Annotated in this window: 17 protein-coding genes; 7 read left to right on the forward strand and 10 right to left on the reverse strand. The window is 63.6% G+C overall.

All coding sequences use genetic code 11. The features are described 5' to 3' along the window. Positions 1-144 precede the first annotated feature (144 nt). The 4 genes from AB4097_RS07775 to AB4097_RS07790 all read right to left on the reverse strand — a co-directional run bounded on the left by AB4097_RS07775 (position 145) and on the right by AB4097_RS07790 (position 4,752). Complete coding sequence (locus AB4097_RS07775) at positions 145-369, reverse strand: hypothetical protein (RefSeq protein ID WP_442038159.1); 225 nt, start codon at positions 367-369, stop codon at positions 145-147. An 88-nt stretch (positions 370-457) separates the two neighbouring features. Further along, a complete protein-coding gene (locus AB4097_RS07780; protein ID WP_442038161.1) occupies positions 458-1,126 on the reverse strand; it encodes a hypothetical protein in 669 nt (222 codons plus the stop codon). A gap of 367 nt (positions 1,127-1,493) precedes the next feature. After that, positions 1,494-3,437, reverse strand: a complete 1,944-nt coding sequence (locus tag AB4097_RS07785; protein WP_442038163.1) for a bifunctional 2',3'-cyclic-nucleotide 2'-phosphodiesterase/3'-nucleotidase — start codon at positions 3,435-3,437, stop codon at positions 1,494-1,496. Between the two features lie 163 nt (positions 3,438-3,600). Beyond that, positions 3,601-4,752 carry a trans-sulfuration enzyme family protein gene (locus tag AB4097_RS07790; protein WP_442038165.1) on the reverse strand — a complete coding sequence of 384 codons (1,152 nt, stop codon included), beginning with the start codon at positions 4,750-4,752 and terminating at the stop codon, positions 3,601-3,603. Positions 4,753-4,825: 73 nt separating this feature from the next. On the opposite strand from AB4097_RS07790, the gene AB4097_RS07795 reads away from it, so the two are divergent. After that, the gene (locus AB4097_RS07795; protein ID WP_442038167.1) at positions 4,826-5,335 is read left to right on the forward strand and encodes a TspO/MBR family protein; all 510 of its coding nucleotides are present in this window, start codon (positions 4,826-4,828) and stop codon (positions 5,333-5,335) included. Between the two features lie 150 nt (positions 5,336-5,485). Here the strand turns inward: AB4097_RS07795 and hpt are convergent, their stop codons facing one another. Both hpt and AB4097_RS07805 read right to left on the reverse strand, forming a co-directional pair. Then, a complete protein-coding gene (hpt, locus tag AB4097_RS07800) occupies positions 5,486-6,055 on the reverse strand; it encodes a hypoxanthine phosphoribosyltransferase (protein ID WP_442038169.1) in 570 nt (189 codons plus the stop codon). A gap of 128 nt (positions 6,056-6,183) precedes the next feature. After that, positions 6,184-6,357: a hypothetical protein gene (locus tag AB4097_RS07805; RefSeq protein ID WP_442038171.1), complete on the reverse strand. Its 174-nt coding sequence runs from the start codon at positions 6,355-6,357 to the stop codon at positions 6,184-6,186. Positions 6,358-6,459: 102 nt separating this feature from the next. Between AB4097_RS07805 and ftsE the strand changes: the two genes are divergently transcribed. From ftsE to AB4097_RS07830, 5 genes are all read left to right on the forward strand, one after another. Further along, positions 6,460-7,164 carry a cell division ATP-binding protein FtsE gene (gene ftsE, locus AB4097_RS07810; RefSeq protein ID WP_442038173.1) on the forward strand — a complete coding sequence of 235 codons (705 nt, stop codon included), beginning with the start codon at positions 6,460-6,462 and terminating at the stop codon, positions 7,162-7,164. A gap of 5 nt (positions 7,165-7,169) precedes the next feature. Continuing rightward, on the forward strand, positions 7,170-8,141 hold the full coding sequence (locus AB4097_RS07815; protein WP_442038176.1) for a cell division protein FtsX: 972 nt from the start codon (positions 7,170-7,172) through the stop codon (positions 8,139-8,141). A 69-nt stretch (positions 8,142-8,210) separates the two neighbouring features. Continuing rightward, complete coding sequence (locus tag AB4097_RS07820; protein WP_442038178.1) at positions 8,211-8,990, forward strand: YdcF family protein; 780 nt, start codon at positions 8,211-8,213, stop codon at positions 8,988-8,990. A 73-nt stretch (positions 8,991-9,063) separates the two neighbouring features. Further along, positions 9,064-9,831 (forward strand): lysophospholipid acyltransferase family protein, encoded by a 768-nt coding sequence (locus tag AB4097_RS07825; RefSeq protein ID WP_442038180.1) that lies wholly within the window; start codon positions 9,064-9,066, stop codon positions 9,829-9,831. 282 nt (positions 9,832-10,113) lie between these two features. After that, positions 10,114-10,512 (forward strand): hypothetical protein, encoded by a 399-nt coding sequence (locus tag AB4097_RS07830; protein ID WP_442038182.1) that lies wholly within the window; start codon positions 10,114-10,116, stop codon positions 10,510-10,512. On the opposite strand, the gene AB4097_RS07835 is transcribed toward AB4097_RS07830, so the two are convergent. After that, positions 10,500-11,036: a gamma-glutamylcyclotransferase gene (locus tag AB4097_RS07835; protein ID WP_442038184.1), complete on the reverse strand. Its 537-nt coding sequence runs from the start codon at positions 11,034-11,036 to the stop codon at positions 10,500-10,502. The two genes, AB4097_RS07830 and AB4097_RS07835, sit on opposite strands and share 13 nt — an antisense overlap. Positions 11,037-11,109: 73 nt before the next feature. Between AB4097_RS07835 and AB4097_RS07840 the strand changes: the two genes are divergently transcribed. Continuing rightward, positions 11,110-12,162: a DUF2125 domain-containing protein gene (locus AB4097_RS07840; protein WP_442038186.1), complete on the forward strand. Its 1,053-nt coding sequence runs from the start codon at positions 11,110-11,112 to the stop codon at positions 12,160-12,162. Between the two features lie 54 nt (positions 12,163-12,216). Here the strand turns inward: AB4097_RS07840 and der are convergent, their stop codons facing one another. The 3 genes from der to AB4097_RS07855 all read right to left on the reverse strand — a co-directional run bounded on the left by der (position 12,217) and on the right by AB4097_RS07855 (position 15,068). Continuing rightward, positions 12,217-13,563 carry a ribosome biogenesis GTPase Der gene (der, locus tag AB4097_RS07845; RefSeq protein ID WP_442038188.1) on the reverse strand — a complete coding sequence of 449 codons (1,347 nt, stop codon included), beginning with the start codon at positions 13,561-13,563 and terminating at the stop codon, positions 12,217-12,219. 13 nt (positions 13,564-13,576) lie between these two features. Further along, a complete protein-coding gene (locus tag AB4097_RS07850; RefSeq protein WP_442038190.1) occupies positions 13,577-14,251 on the reverse strand; it encodes a tetratricopeptide repeat protein in 675 nt (224 codons plus the stop codon). 226 nt (positions 14,252-14,477) lie between these two features. Then, positions 14,478-15,068: an NnrU family protein gene (locus AB4097_RS07855; RefSeq protein ID WP_442038192.1), complete on the reverse strand. Its 591-nt coding sequence runs from the start codon at positions 15,066-15,068 to the stop codon at positions 14,478-14,480. Positions 15,069-15,125 lie beyond the last annotated feature (57 nt).

A 15,125-nucleotide genomic window follows, 5' to 3' on the forward strand; every position in this document is an offset into this window, starting at 1 on the left:
GCCACCCAAGGCTGTCTTGATCACGCGGTCCCGCAGATCCTGACTGTAAGCGCGTGCCATGCCTGCCTCCATGTCTGGAAGCCAGCACGACACATCACGCCTCACAGCGGAATCCCCTCCGACTCGGAATAGCCGAAAAAGGCTCTAGATGACGGTTGACCCATCCGACCGCATGCGGGCATCTCCTATCTGACGGGCGAGCTTCACCGCCTCCTCGTCGCTCACATGCACCCGGACCAGGGTCCAGGCGCTCTCCGACTTCCACAACCGAAATGAGATCATGAACCCATCACCGTCCCTCTGCGCATCCGCATGGGTCGCATCGGGCAGATCGTAAGGTCCAAGGCCGTCGAAGGTCAGGTGTCCCACATGTCTCTCCAGTCACAAGCCTCACCGTCAACGGGCAAAAGCCTGACAGGTTCGGAACAGCAGCCGGAGCGTTGCGCCCGTGTGGCTTTCAGAGATTGGGCGCGATCCGCAATTCCAGTCTCGCCGAAGCCGTGGGACGCGCGCTGGGCGCCATACCATAACCGAGCCTGACATTCAGGTCCGACCGGAAGCGATCCGCTCGTGAACTCAGCCGGGTCTGGCCGACGATCTCCGACAAAAGGCCCGTGTCGACGGCGCCGCTGATGCTGTCCACGTTCATGCTGGGTGACAGACGCAGCTGCGTGCTCCACGAGGGGAGAGCGATGTCGAACGGGATATCCATGCTGCCGCTGATGGATTGCGAGTATCCGTTCTGCGCGCTGTTGACGAAACCCGCCGTCGACAGTCCGACGGTAACCCCGAGAGACTCCCAATCCCGCTCCAGGAAGGCCTCCCAGGTCGCCTTGGACGATACAAAGCCGGACTCGCTGCCGGTGCGGACCAGTTCGGTTCCGACAAGAAAATTGTAATCCTGGAACGGCTGCAGCTTGGCGCCGACCGAACGGTCGAAGTCCGTTGGCTGGAAGACCTGCATGTCGGAACGCGCCACGCCATTGGCCCAGACCTCGGTTCGGCTCAGGCGGGGAAGCGGGCGCACTCGGTTCGAACGCTTCGCTGCCACGTGCTGGTCGAGCCATGCGGGTGTGATGTTCTGGCTCCAGATCTCATCCTCCGCTGCGGCGGCATGCGTCGCCATCGCGGAGGATGCGAGCAGAAGGAAAACCAATCTGCGAAAAAGAAAGACCATCGAAAAAACCAGAATAAAATTAGGACTGAGAGCGCAATGGTGCCGTCATTCAGATGGTCGCTGGTTAACGTGAGGTTAAACGGGGTTCAAGCACCAAAGGTGCCGTTTTTCTAGCCACATGAAACGTAGGTGATGTAGCGAATTTCGTCCATGATCTCAGCCTCATGCGTGAAATTGCTGCCTACTTCGTGATCAATAGTCAAAGTGACGCAGCGTGTGCTCATGCAGGCATCATGTTTTTGTTTTCCACAACGGCGCACGAACGGAAACGGCCGGGCATGAACCCGGCCGTCGCGTCATTCGATGTGGAGCCCGATCAACCCACGATGCGGTACTTCACGAAGCCTTCCGGCGCATCGCCCATCTTCTCCACCTTGATGCCTGCCGGCTGATACTGGGCGGCATTCGGGCCGGTGGTGAAGGTCATGGTGACGCCCGCGGGCGCGACGAGCGACCAGGAGCCGTCCGCCTTCGGGGCCACTTCCTTCTTCTCGACGATGTAGCGCATGATGGCATCGCGTGTCAGGTCCGGCGCCTCGAACACGATCGTGGTACCGTCGGCACCGGGGAAGTTGCCGCCCCCGCCCGCGCGGTAGTTGTTGGTCACGACGATGAACTGCTGATCGTCCGTCACGGGCTTGCCGTTATAGGTCAGGTCCTTGATGCGATGGGCGTCGGCATTCACGACCTTGCCGTTGTCGTCGTAGCGCGAAGCCTGCGTCGGATCGATTTTGTACTGCACGCCTGCGATCACATCGAAGTTATAGGCCGGGAATTTCTGGTTGATGAGCTCCTGCTCCCCGCCCTTCGCCACGTCGATCTGGTTGTAGATGCCGGCCGAGCGCTCCAGCCATTCGCGTACCTGCGCGCCGGTGATTTTCACGACGCGGATGGTGTTCGGATAGATGTAGATGTCCGCCATGTCCTTGATGGCGAGCGGGCCCGGCTTGATCTCCGTGAAGTAGTTCGGTCCGCCACGTCCGCCGGCCTTGAAGGGCGCGGCTGCCGAAAGGATCGGCAGGTCCTTGAAGGGCGAAGCCTTGAGCTGGTCGGCCACGTACCAGGACTGCGCTTCGGCAACCAGTTTCACCGAGGCGTCATCTGCCACGAGCGAGTAATAGGAGTGGATCGGGACAGCGGTCTTGCCGACGGGCTCGCGGACATATTTCAGCGTCGCATCGTGATCGACCTGGGCGGCGGCGATCACGCCGGCTTCCGAATCCACCTTCGCGACGATCTTGCGATCGACGCGGTCGTAGATCGGGCGCGCTTCGGTCCGGAAGTTCGCCACCTTCCAGGCATCGCCGTCCTTCGTCAGCTCGAGGTCGATGAGGCCGAGATGGCTGCCCCAGAAGCCGGCCATGACGGCGGGCTTGCCATGGAGCGTACCGGCCTTCACGTCGACACCATCGATGTTGTTGAACTCCTTGCCGCCCGGGAACGTGAAATGCTGGTGGCCGGTGAGGATCACGTCGATACCGTCGACCTTGGCGAGATGCAGAGCAGCGTTCTCCTCGCCACCCTTGCGCTCGCCGCCCGCGATGCCGGAATGGCAGAGCGCCACGACGATGTCGGCACCGGCCTTCTTCAGATCCGGCACATGCTTGTTGGCGGCATCGACGATGTCGATGGTCGTCAGCTTGCCGTCGAGATTCGCCTTGTCCCACTGCACGATCTGCGGCGGCACGAAGCCGATCACGCCGACCTTCAGTTTCTGCTTGGCGCCGGATTCGTCGACGACCTCGCGGTCGAGAACAAGCCAAGGCTTATAGAGGGTCTCTCCGTCGGCCTTCACCGCATTGGCGCAGACGATCGGGAATTTCGCAGCGCCCAGCGAGTTCTGCAGGAAATCGAGACCGTAATTGAATTCGTGATTACCGACCGTACCGCAATCGTAAGCAAGGGTGTTCATGGCGGCGACGATGGGATGCACGTCGCCCTTCTTCATGCCCTTGCGATAGGACACGTAATCGCCGAGCGGCGAACCTTGAATGATGTCGCCGTTATCGAAGAGCAGGCTGTTCTTCGCCTCACCACGGGCCGCCTTCACGAGGGTCGCCGTGCGCGCGAGGCCCACCGTGTCGTCCGGCGCATCGCGATAGTAGTCGTAGGGGAAGATGTTCACATGGAGATCGGTGGTCTCCATGATGCGGAGCTTCACGACCGGGCCGGCTGCCCAGGATGATTGAGGCATTCCGGCAATGGCGGCAGCGGCCACGCCGGTCTGCAGGACGCGGCGGCGGGTGATGGATTGTGTCATGGTCTTCCCTCGGCTGGTTTTCTTGCGAAACAGGGTTCGCCTGTAGCGGAGAGAAGCACAGGTTTTGTGACAGGATCAAGATAGCTGGCTAAGGGGCACCCACAATCCACCGCTCTTCCGCAGCCGTCATGGCCGGACGAGCCCGGCCATGACGAAGCGAATGTCAGCCCCTCAGCGCCTCATCCAGATCCCGATACAGGTCCTCCACGTCCTCGATACCGGTGGAGAGACGCAGGAGATCCGGCGGGCATGGGGTGCCCGGGCCTTCGATGGAGGCGCGGTGCTCGATCAGACTCTCGACGCCGCCGAGCGAGGTCGCCCGCTTCCACAGGCCGACCCGGGCGGCCGTGCGGATCGCTGCCGCTTCTCCTTCGGCAACCTGGATCGACAGCATGTAGCCGAAGCCGTTGTCCATCTGCCGGGCGGCGATGTCGTGGCCGGGATGCTGCGGCAGGCCCGGATAGAGCACGCGGGCCACTTTCGGGTGGGCGGAGAAGCGCTGCGCCAGATCGAGCGCGCTCTTGGCCTGGGCGGCGGTCCGCACATGAAGCGTGCGCATGCCGCGCATCAGGAGATAGGCCTCGAAGGGGCCGAGGATCGCGCCCTGCATCTTGCGGATCGAGACGACACGGGTCCAGAAGGCATCGGCCTTCGCGCCTGCGAGCGCGCCCGCCACCACGTCGGAATGGCCGTTCAGCACCTTGGTTGCCGCATGCATGACGATGTCGGCGCCCAGCGTCAGCGGGCGGGTGTGGATCGGCGAAGCGGTGGTGGAATCGACGGCAAGCCGTGCGCCGGCCGCATGGGCTATCTCGGCGGCGCCCGCAATGTCGGTGATCGTCCAGAGCGGGTTCGAGGGCGTCTCTACCCAGACCAGCTTGGTCTCGCCGGGCTTCACGGCGGCCCGCAGGGCGTCGAGGTCGTCTGTCTCCACGAAATCGACCTTGAGGCCCCATCGCACGGCTTCCGTCATCAGCCAGCTGCGCAGGGCCCAGTACATGACCTTGGAAGCGACGATGTGATCGCCCGGATCGAGCGCCTGGAACACGGCGGTCGCCGCCGCCATGCCGGACGAGAACAGCAGTGCGCCGGCCTCGGCCTCTTCCAGCATGGCCAGGACCTCCTCGGCCTCCCGGACGGTGGCGTTGTCGGGGCGGCCATAGACGAAGCCGGACGAATAGGCATTGTCCTCATCGCGGATATAGGTGGTCGTCACATGGATCGGCGGCACGATCGCCTTGGTGATCGGGTCCACATGGCCCATGGCCTGAGCAGTCAGGCTGCGCTTCGACCATGGGGAACGCGATGACGACATGAGGGAACCTCCGCAAGCGTGACAGGTTGCGTCACAAGGATGATAATGCGTTCCTCATAAAGAGATTCCGAGCATGCATACAGATCAAACTGCGCCGGCCAGCCATGCAATGCGGCTGCTGCCGCGTTTCCTTGTGGCGGTGGTGCCTGTTGTCGCGGTGGCCGTGTCGGCGAGCCTCGTCACGCAGCCGAATATCCCGACCTGGTATGCCGGCCTCCAGAAACCCGGCTTCACGCCGCCGAACTGGGCCTTCCCGGTGGCCTGGACGCTGCTCTACGCCATGATGGCCTATGCGCTCTGGCGCGTTCTCGCCCTGCCTGAAAACCGCTCCGGGCGCTCGGCGGCCATTGTCGCCTTCTTCGTTCAGCTCGTGCTGAACGGGCTCTGGTCCTTCGCCTTCTTCGGCGGGAAGAGCCCGATTGCCGGTCTTATCGTGATCATCGCCCTGATCGTGGCGATCATCGCCACGATCCGCAGCTTCTGGAGGCTCGACCGGACCGCAGGCCTTCTGCTCGTGCCTTATCTCGCCTGGGTGGCCTATGCCACCCTGCTCAACGGCACGATCTGGCGGCTCAATGGTTAGCCTTGCATCTCCCTAGATAGCCTCATCCTGAGGAGCGAGCTTGCTCGCGTCTCGAAGGACGAGGCGTTCCTAGAGAGCACTGGATCCTCCTTCGAGACGGTCGCTTTCGCGACCTCCTCAGGATGAGGACCTTATGTTTGGAAACGTGCCTTATTCCGGCTTGTCGAACAGGTCAGGACTTTTGTCGAGGTGATCGACCACGCCGACGAAGGGCAGCTGGCGATAGGAATGGGCCACGTCCATGCCGTAGCCGACGACGAATACGTCAGGGCAGGTGAAGCCCACGTAATCCGGGTGGATCTGGACGGCACGCTTGCCGGGTTTCTCGAGGAGCACGGCGGTCTTCACGCTCTTGGCGCCGCGTGCCATCAGCAGGTCCTTGGCGAAGGTGACCGTGCGGCCGGATTCCAGGATATCGTCCACGAGCAGCACGTCGCGGCCGCGCACGTCGCTCTCCACGTCGCGCAGGATGGTGACGTTTCCGGTGGAGACGGTGCCGTCGAGATAGCTCGACAGGTGCACGAATTCGACCTGGGGGCTGAGCCCGCTCCGGTGCAGGGCCCGGATCAGGTCCGCGGCGAACATGAAGCTACCCTTGAGCACGGCGACGACGAGCAGGTTCTCGGGCTTGGCGGCTGCGATTTCCTGGGCCAGCGCTTCGTTGCGCTTGGCGATGGTGTCTTCGTCGAAAAGAACCCGGATGCGGGGGGCAGTGCTCATCGTCATCAATCCAGCAAAGAAATCAGAAGCCTTGGGCTTCCCTCTTCACGACCATGCCTGGGCGAGGATGTCAAACCGGCATGACGGTTTTTAGGACCGGTACGGGGGCCTGACCCGTCAGTTCCGGCTTATCTCATCCGAATGTCCCACCACGTCATGGCCGGCCTTGTGCCGGCCATCTCGATGCGGAAATTCTCAGCGCTCTCCAGAAGCGAGATCACCGGCACGAGGCCGGTGATGACGAGGAGGCATACGTCTCCTGCGGCAATGTCCCGCGAAACGCCGGCTTCCCGTCGCTGCATGCCGAGTTTATGGCTTGCTAACCATGCAGGGGCGATAAGGGGACGAATCGCGGTCTTTCTCCGCCACAAGAACCGACAACCTCCAAGGATGGCTCGAGACGCGTGAAGGCGCTTTACGACGAGGACTATGACGAGGGTGCGGCCCCGGCCGTGCATTTCGAGAATGTGGGCGTGCGCTACGGCATGGGGCCCGAGGTCCTGCGCGACCTGACCTTTTCCATCGAGCCCAATTCCTTCCAGTTCCTCACCGGCCCGTCCGGCGCCGGCAAGACGACGCTCCTGCGCCTCATTCTGCTCTCGGTGAAGCCGACCCGTGGCCTGATTTCGCTCTTCGGCGACGATGTATCGCGGATATCCAAGGACGAACTGACGAGCGTCCGCCGCCGCATGGGCGTGGTCTTTCAGGATTTCCGGCTGCTCGACCACCTGACCACCTACGAGAACGTGGCCCTTCCACTTCGCGTCCAGGGCAAGGAGGAATCGAGCTACCGGGCCGAGGTCGTCGAACTCCTGCGCTGGGTCGGCCTCGGCGACCGCATGCACATGCTGCCGCCTGTACTCTCCGGCGGCGAGAAGCAGCGCGCGGCCATCGCCCGGGCCCTGATCGTGCGCCCCGATCTGCTGCTCGCGGACGAGCCCACCGGCAACGTGGATCCTTCGCTCGCCCGCCGCCTGCTCCGCCTTTTCATCGAACTCAACCGGTTGGGAACCTCGGTGGTCATCGCGACCCACGATTTCAGCCTCATGGATCAGCTCGACGTGCGCCGCCTCGTGCTCGGCGACGGGCGGCTGCATATCGACGAGTGAGCCGGATGACCGCCGCGCCTCAACCTCGCCCGAAGAAAGCTGCCGCCGAGGGACAGAAACGCTCCCTGCCCGCTTCCTTGAGCCGGAACGCCCCGCTCGTGCCGGTGGATTCGGCGGGCGGCCAGGCCCTTGCGGCCGTCATTGCCATCCTGACCTTCCTCGCAGCGCTCTGCGCCGGCGGCGCCGAACTCGTCTCCGCAAGTTCCGCCCAATGGCGTTCCGAGATCGCCCGCGAAGTCACGATCCAGATCCGCCCCAATGCCCAGCGCCCCATCGACCAGGATGTGGACCGCGCCATGGCCCTGGCTCGGCAGACCCCGGGCGTGGAGCAGGCCCAGGCCTTCACGAAGAAGGAATCCGAGCGCCTGCTCGAGCCGTGGCTCGGGACTGGGCTCGACTTCAAGGATCTGCCGGTTCCCCGCCTGATCGTGATCAAGCTCAAGCCGGATACAAAGCCCGATTTCGGCCCCTTGCGGCAATCGCTGCAGCGCGATGTGCCCGGCGCCACTCTCGACGACCACGCCCTCTGGGTCTCGCGCCTCTCGACCATGGCCAATACGATCATCGGCATCGGGGTCTTCCTCGTCGCCCTCGTGCTCCTCGCCGCCGGCCTTGCGGTGATCTTCGCCACGCGGGGCGCCATGGCCGGCAATCGCGAGGTGGTGGAGGTGCTGCATTTCGTCGGCGCGAACGATGATTTCATCGCCAGGGAATTCCAGCGGCGCTTCTTTCGGCTCGGCCTACGCGGGAGCGCCATCGGGGCCGCCGCCGCCTTGGCTCTCACCCTGATCCTGGGTTTCGTGACCCGTTCCTGGCGGGCGAGCCCCACCGGCGACCAGCTCGAGGCTTTGTTCGGCGCCTTCACGATCAGCTGGAGCGGCTATACGGTGGTGGTCCTCATCGCGCTCCTCGTCGCCCTCATCGCCGGCATCGTATCGCGCTTGACCGTGAGACGCTTTCTTAACGAAAGTGGTTGATGGTGAGGGTTAACAAGGAAAGAGCAGGTTGCCTCTCCATTGCCGCATTCTCCGTTATGTTCGTCCAAGATGACCTCGCGAACGCAGAGTTGGGTAGCGCCGGGCGCCGTGGATTCCACAGAGGCCGTGGGTTGGGGCTGGACGATGCCGCCATCGACTAGGCATCCCGTCAGGCGATCATTGATAAGCCGTCTGCTCGCGTTTGGATTTTGGAGCGTTATCGCCGCCCTGGTCGTCGGGTTCCTGGGCTTCTTGGGTTTTGTCTACAGCCTCGACCGATTCGAGCAGCCGCCCGAAACCCGGGCGGATGGAATCGTCGCGATGACCGGCGGCGCGCAGCGCATCGGCGATGCCATCGACCTTCTCGCCAAGGGCTATGCCAAGAGACTTCTGATTTCCGGCGTCAACGAGAACACCAGCAGGGATCAGATCGCCCGCCTTAATCCGGGCCAGCGGCGGCTCTTCGATTGCTGTGTGGACCTGGATTACCGGGCTCGCAACACCATCGGAAACGCCATCGAGACGAGACGCTGGGCCGAAGCGCATGGGTTCGACACCATCATCGTGGTGACCTCGAACTATCACATGCCGCGCACCCTGGTGGAACTCGAGCACGCGCTGCCGAACCTCCAGAAGATCCCCTACCCGGTCGCGGCCACAATCGATCCTCACGAGTGGTGGTACAAGCCGGCTGTGGCCCGCCTGGTCTTCACCGAATATTTGAAGTTTCTGGCGGTCTGGATCCGGACCCGCTTCGAGGACGATCCAGAGCGCTCCTCGGTGGCGAAGATCATCAGCGGCGGCGCCCCCATCAAGGCGCAGATCGTCGCCGACCCGCTCTGGCGCTAGAGTACGGCGAGAAAACCTATTAAGGTGCCACGCCCGCGGAGCACGATGCTCCGCTTTTCGTTTTCAAGAAGCCATGCTGATCGTCCGTTCCCTGCTTTTCAACGTCGCCTTCTACGCCAACCTGATCCTGTGGCTGATCCTCCTGATCCCAGGAGCGCTCGTGCCTCGCCGCCAGTTCATCGAGCTGGTCAAAATGTGGGCGCGCACATCGGTCTGGCTTCTGCGGGTTGTCGCCGGAATCAAGGTCGTGATCACCGGGCAGGAGAAGATCCCGCCCGGCGGAGCGCTGGTGGCCGCCAAGCACCAGTCGTTCCTTGAGACCTTCGCCCTGTTGCCGCTTCTCGACGATCCGACCTACATCCTGAAGCGCGAACTGATGTGGATTCCCTTCTTCGGCTGGTATCTGGCCAAGTCGGGCTGCGTGCCTATCGACCGCAAGGCGGGATCGATGGCATTGGTGCAGATGACGGCGCGAGCCAAGGAAGAGGCCCAGCACGGCCGGCAGATCATCATCTTTCCCGAAGGCACCCGTCGCCCGCCGGGCGCACCTCCGGCCTACAAGTACGGCGTGGCGCATCTCTACCAGAATCTCGGCTTCCCCTGCATTCCCATTGCCATGAACTCGGGCCTCTACTGGCCCCGCCGCCAGTTCATCCGTCGTCCCGGCACCGTGCGGATCGAGGTTCAGGACCCCATCGCTCCGGGGCTGGCCCGTGAGGAGTTCTTCAAGCTGGTTCAAGAGCGCATCGAGACGGCCTCCAACCGGCTTCTTGAGGAAGGCCGCGCGGAACTCGGCATGGGCCCGGCTTCCACCTCGGAGACCTCGCTCTCGAAGGTGTGACGGTGCTGTTCCACGGTTTTGCTCTCACCAAACCTCCTCACGTCATGGCCGGCCTTGTGCCGGCCATTCCGGTGCTGTGAGCGCTGCGCCTTTCCCGGCGTCATCACCGGCACGAGGCCGGTGATGACGCCGAGGACTGAATTTAGCGCCCCCTCGCAAACACACCGAAAAACCCGCAAACCCATGCGCAGCCAAGCTTTCAGCAGCCTTGACGACTCACGCGCCCGTTCTTACATATAAGAACATATGGCGAACAAACGAACCATATCCTGGAACGCGGCCATGCGGGATCTCCGCAACGACCGAATGCGGAGGGCTGGTGTGCGCGAGGAAAGGCTACGGGCGACCGCTGGGCTTCGCTCCTCTTCCACCTTGAGTTCCTGGCGCGGCCGTTCGGGACGCCGCTATATCGTCGGCGTGCATCCACTGAACGAGACGGAGCTTCTCGAGGTCACGGATGCGGTGATCCTGGCGGTGAAGCGCGACCGAACCGGTAGCGGCATCGTGGTCGATGCCGCCATGGCAGCGTCGGATCCGAGCGAGCAGACCCGCCTGCGCTGGCTCGCCAAGGTTCAGGATCTCGGCGCCACCGAACTCCATATCCACCGTCTCGCCGCGACCGAGGACGACCGACGTGCGATCTTCGAGGATCTGCGCGAGGACGAGACTCAGGACTCCTGATCGAGCGCGCCGACGATCCGGTGCAGCAGGGGATCGACCACGTGCATGCCGATAAGATGCTCGTAGGTGGAGCGCACGTAATCGGGATTGCGTCCTGAGATGCCCTGCCCCTGTCGCACGAACCGGATCACCTCGTCATAGGACAGGCGGCCCGCATATTGGCTATGGTTGCGGTCCACCACATAGGCCAGCGCACGAATCCGGCGCGCGTCGGCCAGTCGCACCGGCAGGTGTCGCTCCAGATAGACGGACGTGACCTGCTCGCGCTCGCGAAGGTATTGGATCGTCGCCTCCACATCCTCCGGTGCGACCCGGAAGGCGACCCCATGGCAGCGCCCGCCCCTGTCGAGGCCGAGTACCAGCCCCGGATGCTCAGGCGTTCCCCTATGAACGTGGGAGAAGACGCAGAGTGACCTATGGTAACCGTAAAGGTGTGCGTGAATCCGTTCGACGAAGGGAAAGCCCGGACGCCACATGAGCGAGCCGTAGCCGAAAACCCATAAATCCTCCGTGAGATCCTTCATGTCACCCGCGCCCGAACCTTGCCTGCATCCGGCGCTACCAGTAACCACACATCCACACAACAGGAGATCGCGCATGGATCAGGCTGCCCCACCGGCGAGCGTTCGCCGCAGCCGCTTCTGGCTCTACACGCCCTTCGTCTTGCTGCTGCTCGTCGCCGTCGCCTGGAGCATCGCGTGGTTCGTGATCCGCAGCCGCACGGCGGAGGCGCTCGACGGCTGGATCGCCGCGGAAGCCAGGAATGGACGGCAATGGACCTGCGGCGACCGCACCATCCTGGGCTATCCGTTCCGGATCGAAATCATCTGCGAGTCCCTGAACCTGAAGCGAGGAGCGGTGTCGGCCTCGTTTGGGCGCACCGAGGCTGTGGCTCAGGTCTATCAGCCCAGGCGGGTCATCATGGAAGTGGCTGGCCCCTTGCGTGTAACGGACGGGATGGTGACGGTCGACGGCACCTGGGACCTCCTGCAGGCCAGCATCAATGCCTCGCCGACCGGCCTGCAGCGCCTGTCGGTGGCAGCCGATGCTCCGAAGATTTCGGTGACGGGGCTCGGCACCGGCGACATCGCCGGATCCGGCCGGCATCTGGAACTGCATATCCGTCCGAATCCCTCGCGCCGGGCCGAACTCGCCGGCGACGTGGCTGCGTCGGTGACGGAGGCGCGTATCCCCATTCTTGACGCTCTGGCAGGCGGAACGGAGCCGACCAATCTGAGCGCGGATCTCACAGTGACTCAGGCCGATGGTTTCAAGGGCAGGACCATCGTCGAGGAGCTGGAACTTTGGCGCAATGCCGGCGGCAAGCTCGACATCCTGATGCTTTCTGCCATCAAGGGCGCCCGCCAAATCGAGACCAAGGGCGAGCTACGCCTGGACGAGCAGCACCGCCCTGCGGGCCAGCTCACCGTCTCGGCCGCAGGGCTCGACGGTCTCCTGGGCAACCTGACCGGCGGGCGTGTCGGGGGTAATCTTCTCGGTATGCTGCTCGGACAGGGACCGCGCTCGCAGCAGGGTCAGCCCAATGCGAAGCCGCAGCTCGCGTCCCTGCCGCCCTTGCGCCTTGAGAACGGCTTCCTGTCGATGGGACCTTTCGTGATCCCTAACGTGAGGCTGCAGCCGCTCTATTGAGGAATGCCGATGCCATGGCCGGCACGATGCCGGCCATGATAAGGACGAAAGCGCCTACTTCCGTTCCTTGTCGAACGGGTTCTGGCCCATGCGCAGGGACACCCGGATCGGGGTGCCGGGCAGATCGAAGGCCTCGCGCAGACCATTGACGAGGTAGCGCGTATAGCTCTTCGGCAGGGCATCGAGCTGATTGCCGAACACGGCGAAATGCGGCGGGCGCGATTTCACCTGCGTCATGTAGCGGATCTTGATCCGGCGGCCCGAGACGGCGGGCGGCGGGTTGGCCTCCAGGGCTTCGGAAAGCCACTGGTTCAGCTTCGCGGTCGAAATCCGGGTGTTCCATTTCTCATAGACCTGGAACACGGCCTTCATGAGCGGATCGATGCCGCTGCCGGCGAGCCCGGAGAGCGGCACCACCGGAGCGCCCCGCACCTGCGGCAGCAGGCGGGTGGCCTTCTCCTTCAGGTCCTTCAGGAGGCCCTGCTGGTCGGCGACGAGATCCCATTTGTTGAGGCCGATCACGAGGGCCCGGCCTTCCTGCTCCACTAGGTCGACGATGGACAGGTCCTGCTTCTCGAATGGGATCGTGGCGTCGAGCAGCACCACCACCACCTCGGCAAAGCGGACGGCGCGCAGGGCATCGGCGACGGAGAGCTTTTCGAGCTTGTCCTCCACACGGGCGCGCTTGCGCAGGCCTGCCGTGTCGAACAGCTTGATCGGGCGACCGCGCCATTCCCAGTCCAGCGAGATGGAATCGCGGGTGATGCCGGCCTCGGGCCCGGTGAGCAGCCGGTCTTCGCCGACCATGCGGTTGATGAGGGTGGACTTGCCCGCGTTCGGACGCCCGACAATGGCGACCTGCAACGGCTTGTTCGGGTCGTCCTCCTCGTCCTCCATCTCGTTCGGGTCGGGGAAGTGAGGCATCAGCGCTTCGAAGAGGTCCRCCATGCCCTCGCCATGCTCGGCGGAGAGCGGAACCGGATCGCCGAGGCCGAGCGAAAATGCATCATAGGCACCGGCCATGCCCGAGCCGCCCTCGGCCTTGTTGGCGATGAGGATCACGGGCTTGCCGGAGCGGCGCACCATCTCGGCGAAGGGCCGGTCGGCGGGCAGGATCCCGGCCCGGGCATCGACCACGAACAGGATCACGTCGGCATCCGAAATGGCCGCCTCGGTCTGCGCGCGCATGCGCCCGAGGAGCGATTCCTCGGTCGCCTCCTCAAGGCCTGCCGTGTCGATGATGCGGAATTCGAGATCGCCGAGCCTGGCCTCGCCCTCGCGCCGGTCGCGGGTCACACCCGGCCGGTCGTCCACGAGCGCCAGCTTCTTGCCGACGAGACGGTTGAAAAGAGTCGATTTGCCGACATTCGGCCGCCCGACAATGGCGACGGTCGCCGTCATGTCCTGTCCTATCCTACTGGGTCGCCTGCACCGGACCGCCCGCCACCAGGGCGGTGTAGACGGCAAGGCGCTGCCTCAAGGAGGACGGCGTCTCGCGATCGGCGGCGATCTGGTCGAACCAGCGACCTGCGTAATCCATATCACCGGCCTTAAGGCCGGATAAGCCTAAGAGTTCCCGCGCGGAATGGCGCCAGGCTCCAGACGGTGCGGCGAGGGGCTCCACGGCTTGACGCAACTTGGCGGGTTCGGCCGTTTCGATGCGCAGCCAGGCGGCGCGAAGGTGCGCGAGGTCCTTCCACAGGGGCGGCACAGAGGCGTCGTTGGCAAGCGCGTCGAAGGCCGATGCGCCGTTCTCGGCATTCTGCTGACCGAGTTCCGCTGCCAGACGGAAACGGGCGAGCATGGCATAGCCGGTACCGCCGTCTTCCTTCACCAGGGCCTCGAAGGCCGCTTGCGCATCCTGGCCCTTGTCTTCGGAGGAGAGGCGCAGGGCCTCCTCGTAGCGCACGGCTGCTTCCTGTGCCCGGGTCTGCTGGGTATGCTCCCAGAAGCGCCAGCCGCCCACACCGGCCACGACCAGCACCACCACGCCGATGATGATTCCGTTGTAGCGCTTCCAGATCTGGGCGATCCGGTCGCGGCGGTATTCCTCATCGACTTCGCGAATGAACTCGTCGTTCGGGGCCATCGTCTCACTCTTGCGGCCTAAAGGCAGCCGCCTCCTGCAATCGAAGGAGGTCGTTAAAGCATCGGACCCAAAAGTGGAACCCACTTTTGGGACAATCCGATGCTTCTTCATAAATGAACGCATCGTGCTTCGCGGAAAACCGGGACCACTTTTCCGCCCCGTGCGCGATCATAGACCATCGCGCAAGGCGAGAGGCTTCGCACCCAAGAATTCTCACGCCCAATTCTCACATCCTCGTGGGCACGACCGGAACTCCGATCAGCCACGGATGCAGCCAGAACACAAAAACGAGATAGGCCATCGTTCCGATCACCACTGCCAAGGTGTCGTTGCGCCATCCCGCCGGCGCCGCAGACCCTCCGTGCTGGGCCGCCACGTCACGGCGCTTGGCGCTGATGCGGGCCAGTACCGCCCATATCAGGATGGAGCCGAACAGGAGAATCGACCCGAGATCGCCGTTGGCTAGAAGATGCGCCAGGGCCCAGATTTTCACCCCGGCGAGCATCGGATGCTTGAGCCGCGCCTTGATGTGTCCCGGCAAATAGGCTGCCGCGAGGCAGATGAAGGCGAGCCACACGAGGAGAAGAGCGAGGTGGCGCGTCCAGACCGGCGGGTCCCAGACCGGGATGTAGCCGTTGGCCCGGTACTGGCCGAAGCCGACAGCGATCAGGGCGATTCCGATCAGGGACACGAGGGAATAGAGACCTTTGTACGGTCCCTCCCCGATCCTTGCGATCAGGGCAGCCCGGCGCCTGCGTGCCATGCTGAAGGAATGGATGCCGAGAAAGATCACAAGTCCGGCGATCAGCAGCGTCACGGTTGCCTCCGAGTTTTAGGAACTTATAGCCATACCAACCCGGAATACCAAATGGGA

Source organism: Microvirga sp. 2MCAF35 (assembly GCF_052115545.1).
Classification (GTDB): Bacteria; Pseudomonadota; Alphaproteobacteria; order Rhizobiales; family Beijerinckiaceae; genus Microvirga.

Bases quoted from the DNA above. Each gene is read 5' to 3' on its own strand.
- AB4097_RS07785 (WP_442038163.1), bottom strand. From the start codon at position 3,437: ATGACACAATCCATCACCCGCCGCCGCGTCCTGCAGACCGGCGTGGCC.
- AB4097_RS07840 (WP_442038186.1), top strand. From the start codon at position 11,110: ATGGATCAGGCTGCCCCACCGGCGAGCGTTCGCCGCAGCCGCTTCTGG.
- AB4097_RS07825 (WP_442038180.1), top strand. From the start codon at position 9,064: ATGCTGATCGTCCGTTCCCTGCTTTTCAACGTCGCCTTCTACGCCAAC.
- AB4097_RS07820 (WP_442038178.1), top strand. From the start codon at position 8,211: ATGACCTCGCGAACGCAGAGTTGGGTAGCGCCGGGCGCCGTGGATTCC.
- AB4097_RS07790 (WP_442038165.1), bottom strand. From the start codon at position 4,752: ATGTCGTCATCGCGTTCCCCATGGTCGAAGCGCAGCCTGACTGCTCAG.
- AB4097_RS07835 (WP_442038184.1), bottom strand. From the start codon at position 11,036: ATGAAGGATCTCACGGAGGATTTATGGGTTTTCGGCTACGGCTCGCTC.
- AB4097_RS07830 (WP_442038182.1), top strand. From the start codon at position 10,114: ATGCGGGATCTCCGCAACGACCGAATGCGGAGGGCTGGTGTGCGCGAG.
- AB4097_RS07780 (WP_442038161.1), bottom strand. From the start codon at position 1,126: ATGGCGACGCATGCCGCCGCAGCGGAGGATGAGATCTGGAGCCAGAAC.
- AB4097_RS07815 (WP_442038176.1), top strand. From the start codon at position 7,170: ATGACCGCCGCGCCTCAACCTCGCCCGAAGAAAGCTGCCGCCGAGGGA.
- AB4097_RS07805 (WP_442038171.1), bottom strand. From the start codon at position 6,357: ATGCAGCGACGGGAAGCCGGCGTTTCGCGGGACATTGCCGCAGGAGAC.
- AB4097_RS07850 (WP_442038190.1), bottom strand. From the start codon at position 14,251: ATGGCCCCGAACGACGAGTTCATTCGCGAAGTCGATGAGGAATACCGC.
- hpt (WP_442038169.1), bottom strand. From the start codon at position 6,055: ATGAGCACTGCCCCCCGCATCCGGGTTCTTTTCGACGAAGACACCATC.
- AB4097_RS07795 (WP_442038167.1), top strand. From the start codon at position 4,826: ATGCATACAGATCAAACTGCGCCGGCCAGCCATGCAATGCGGCTGCTG.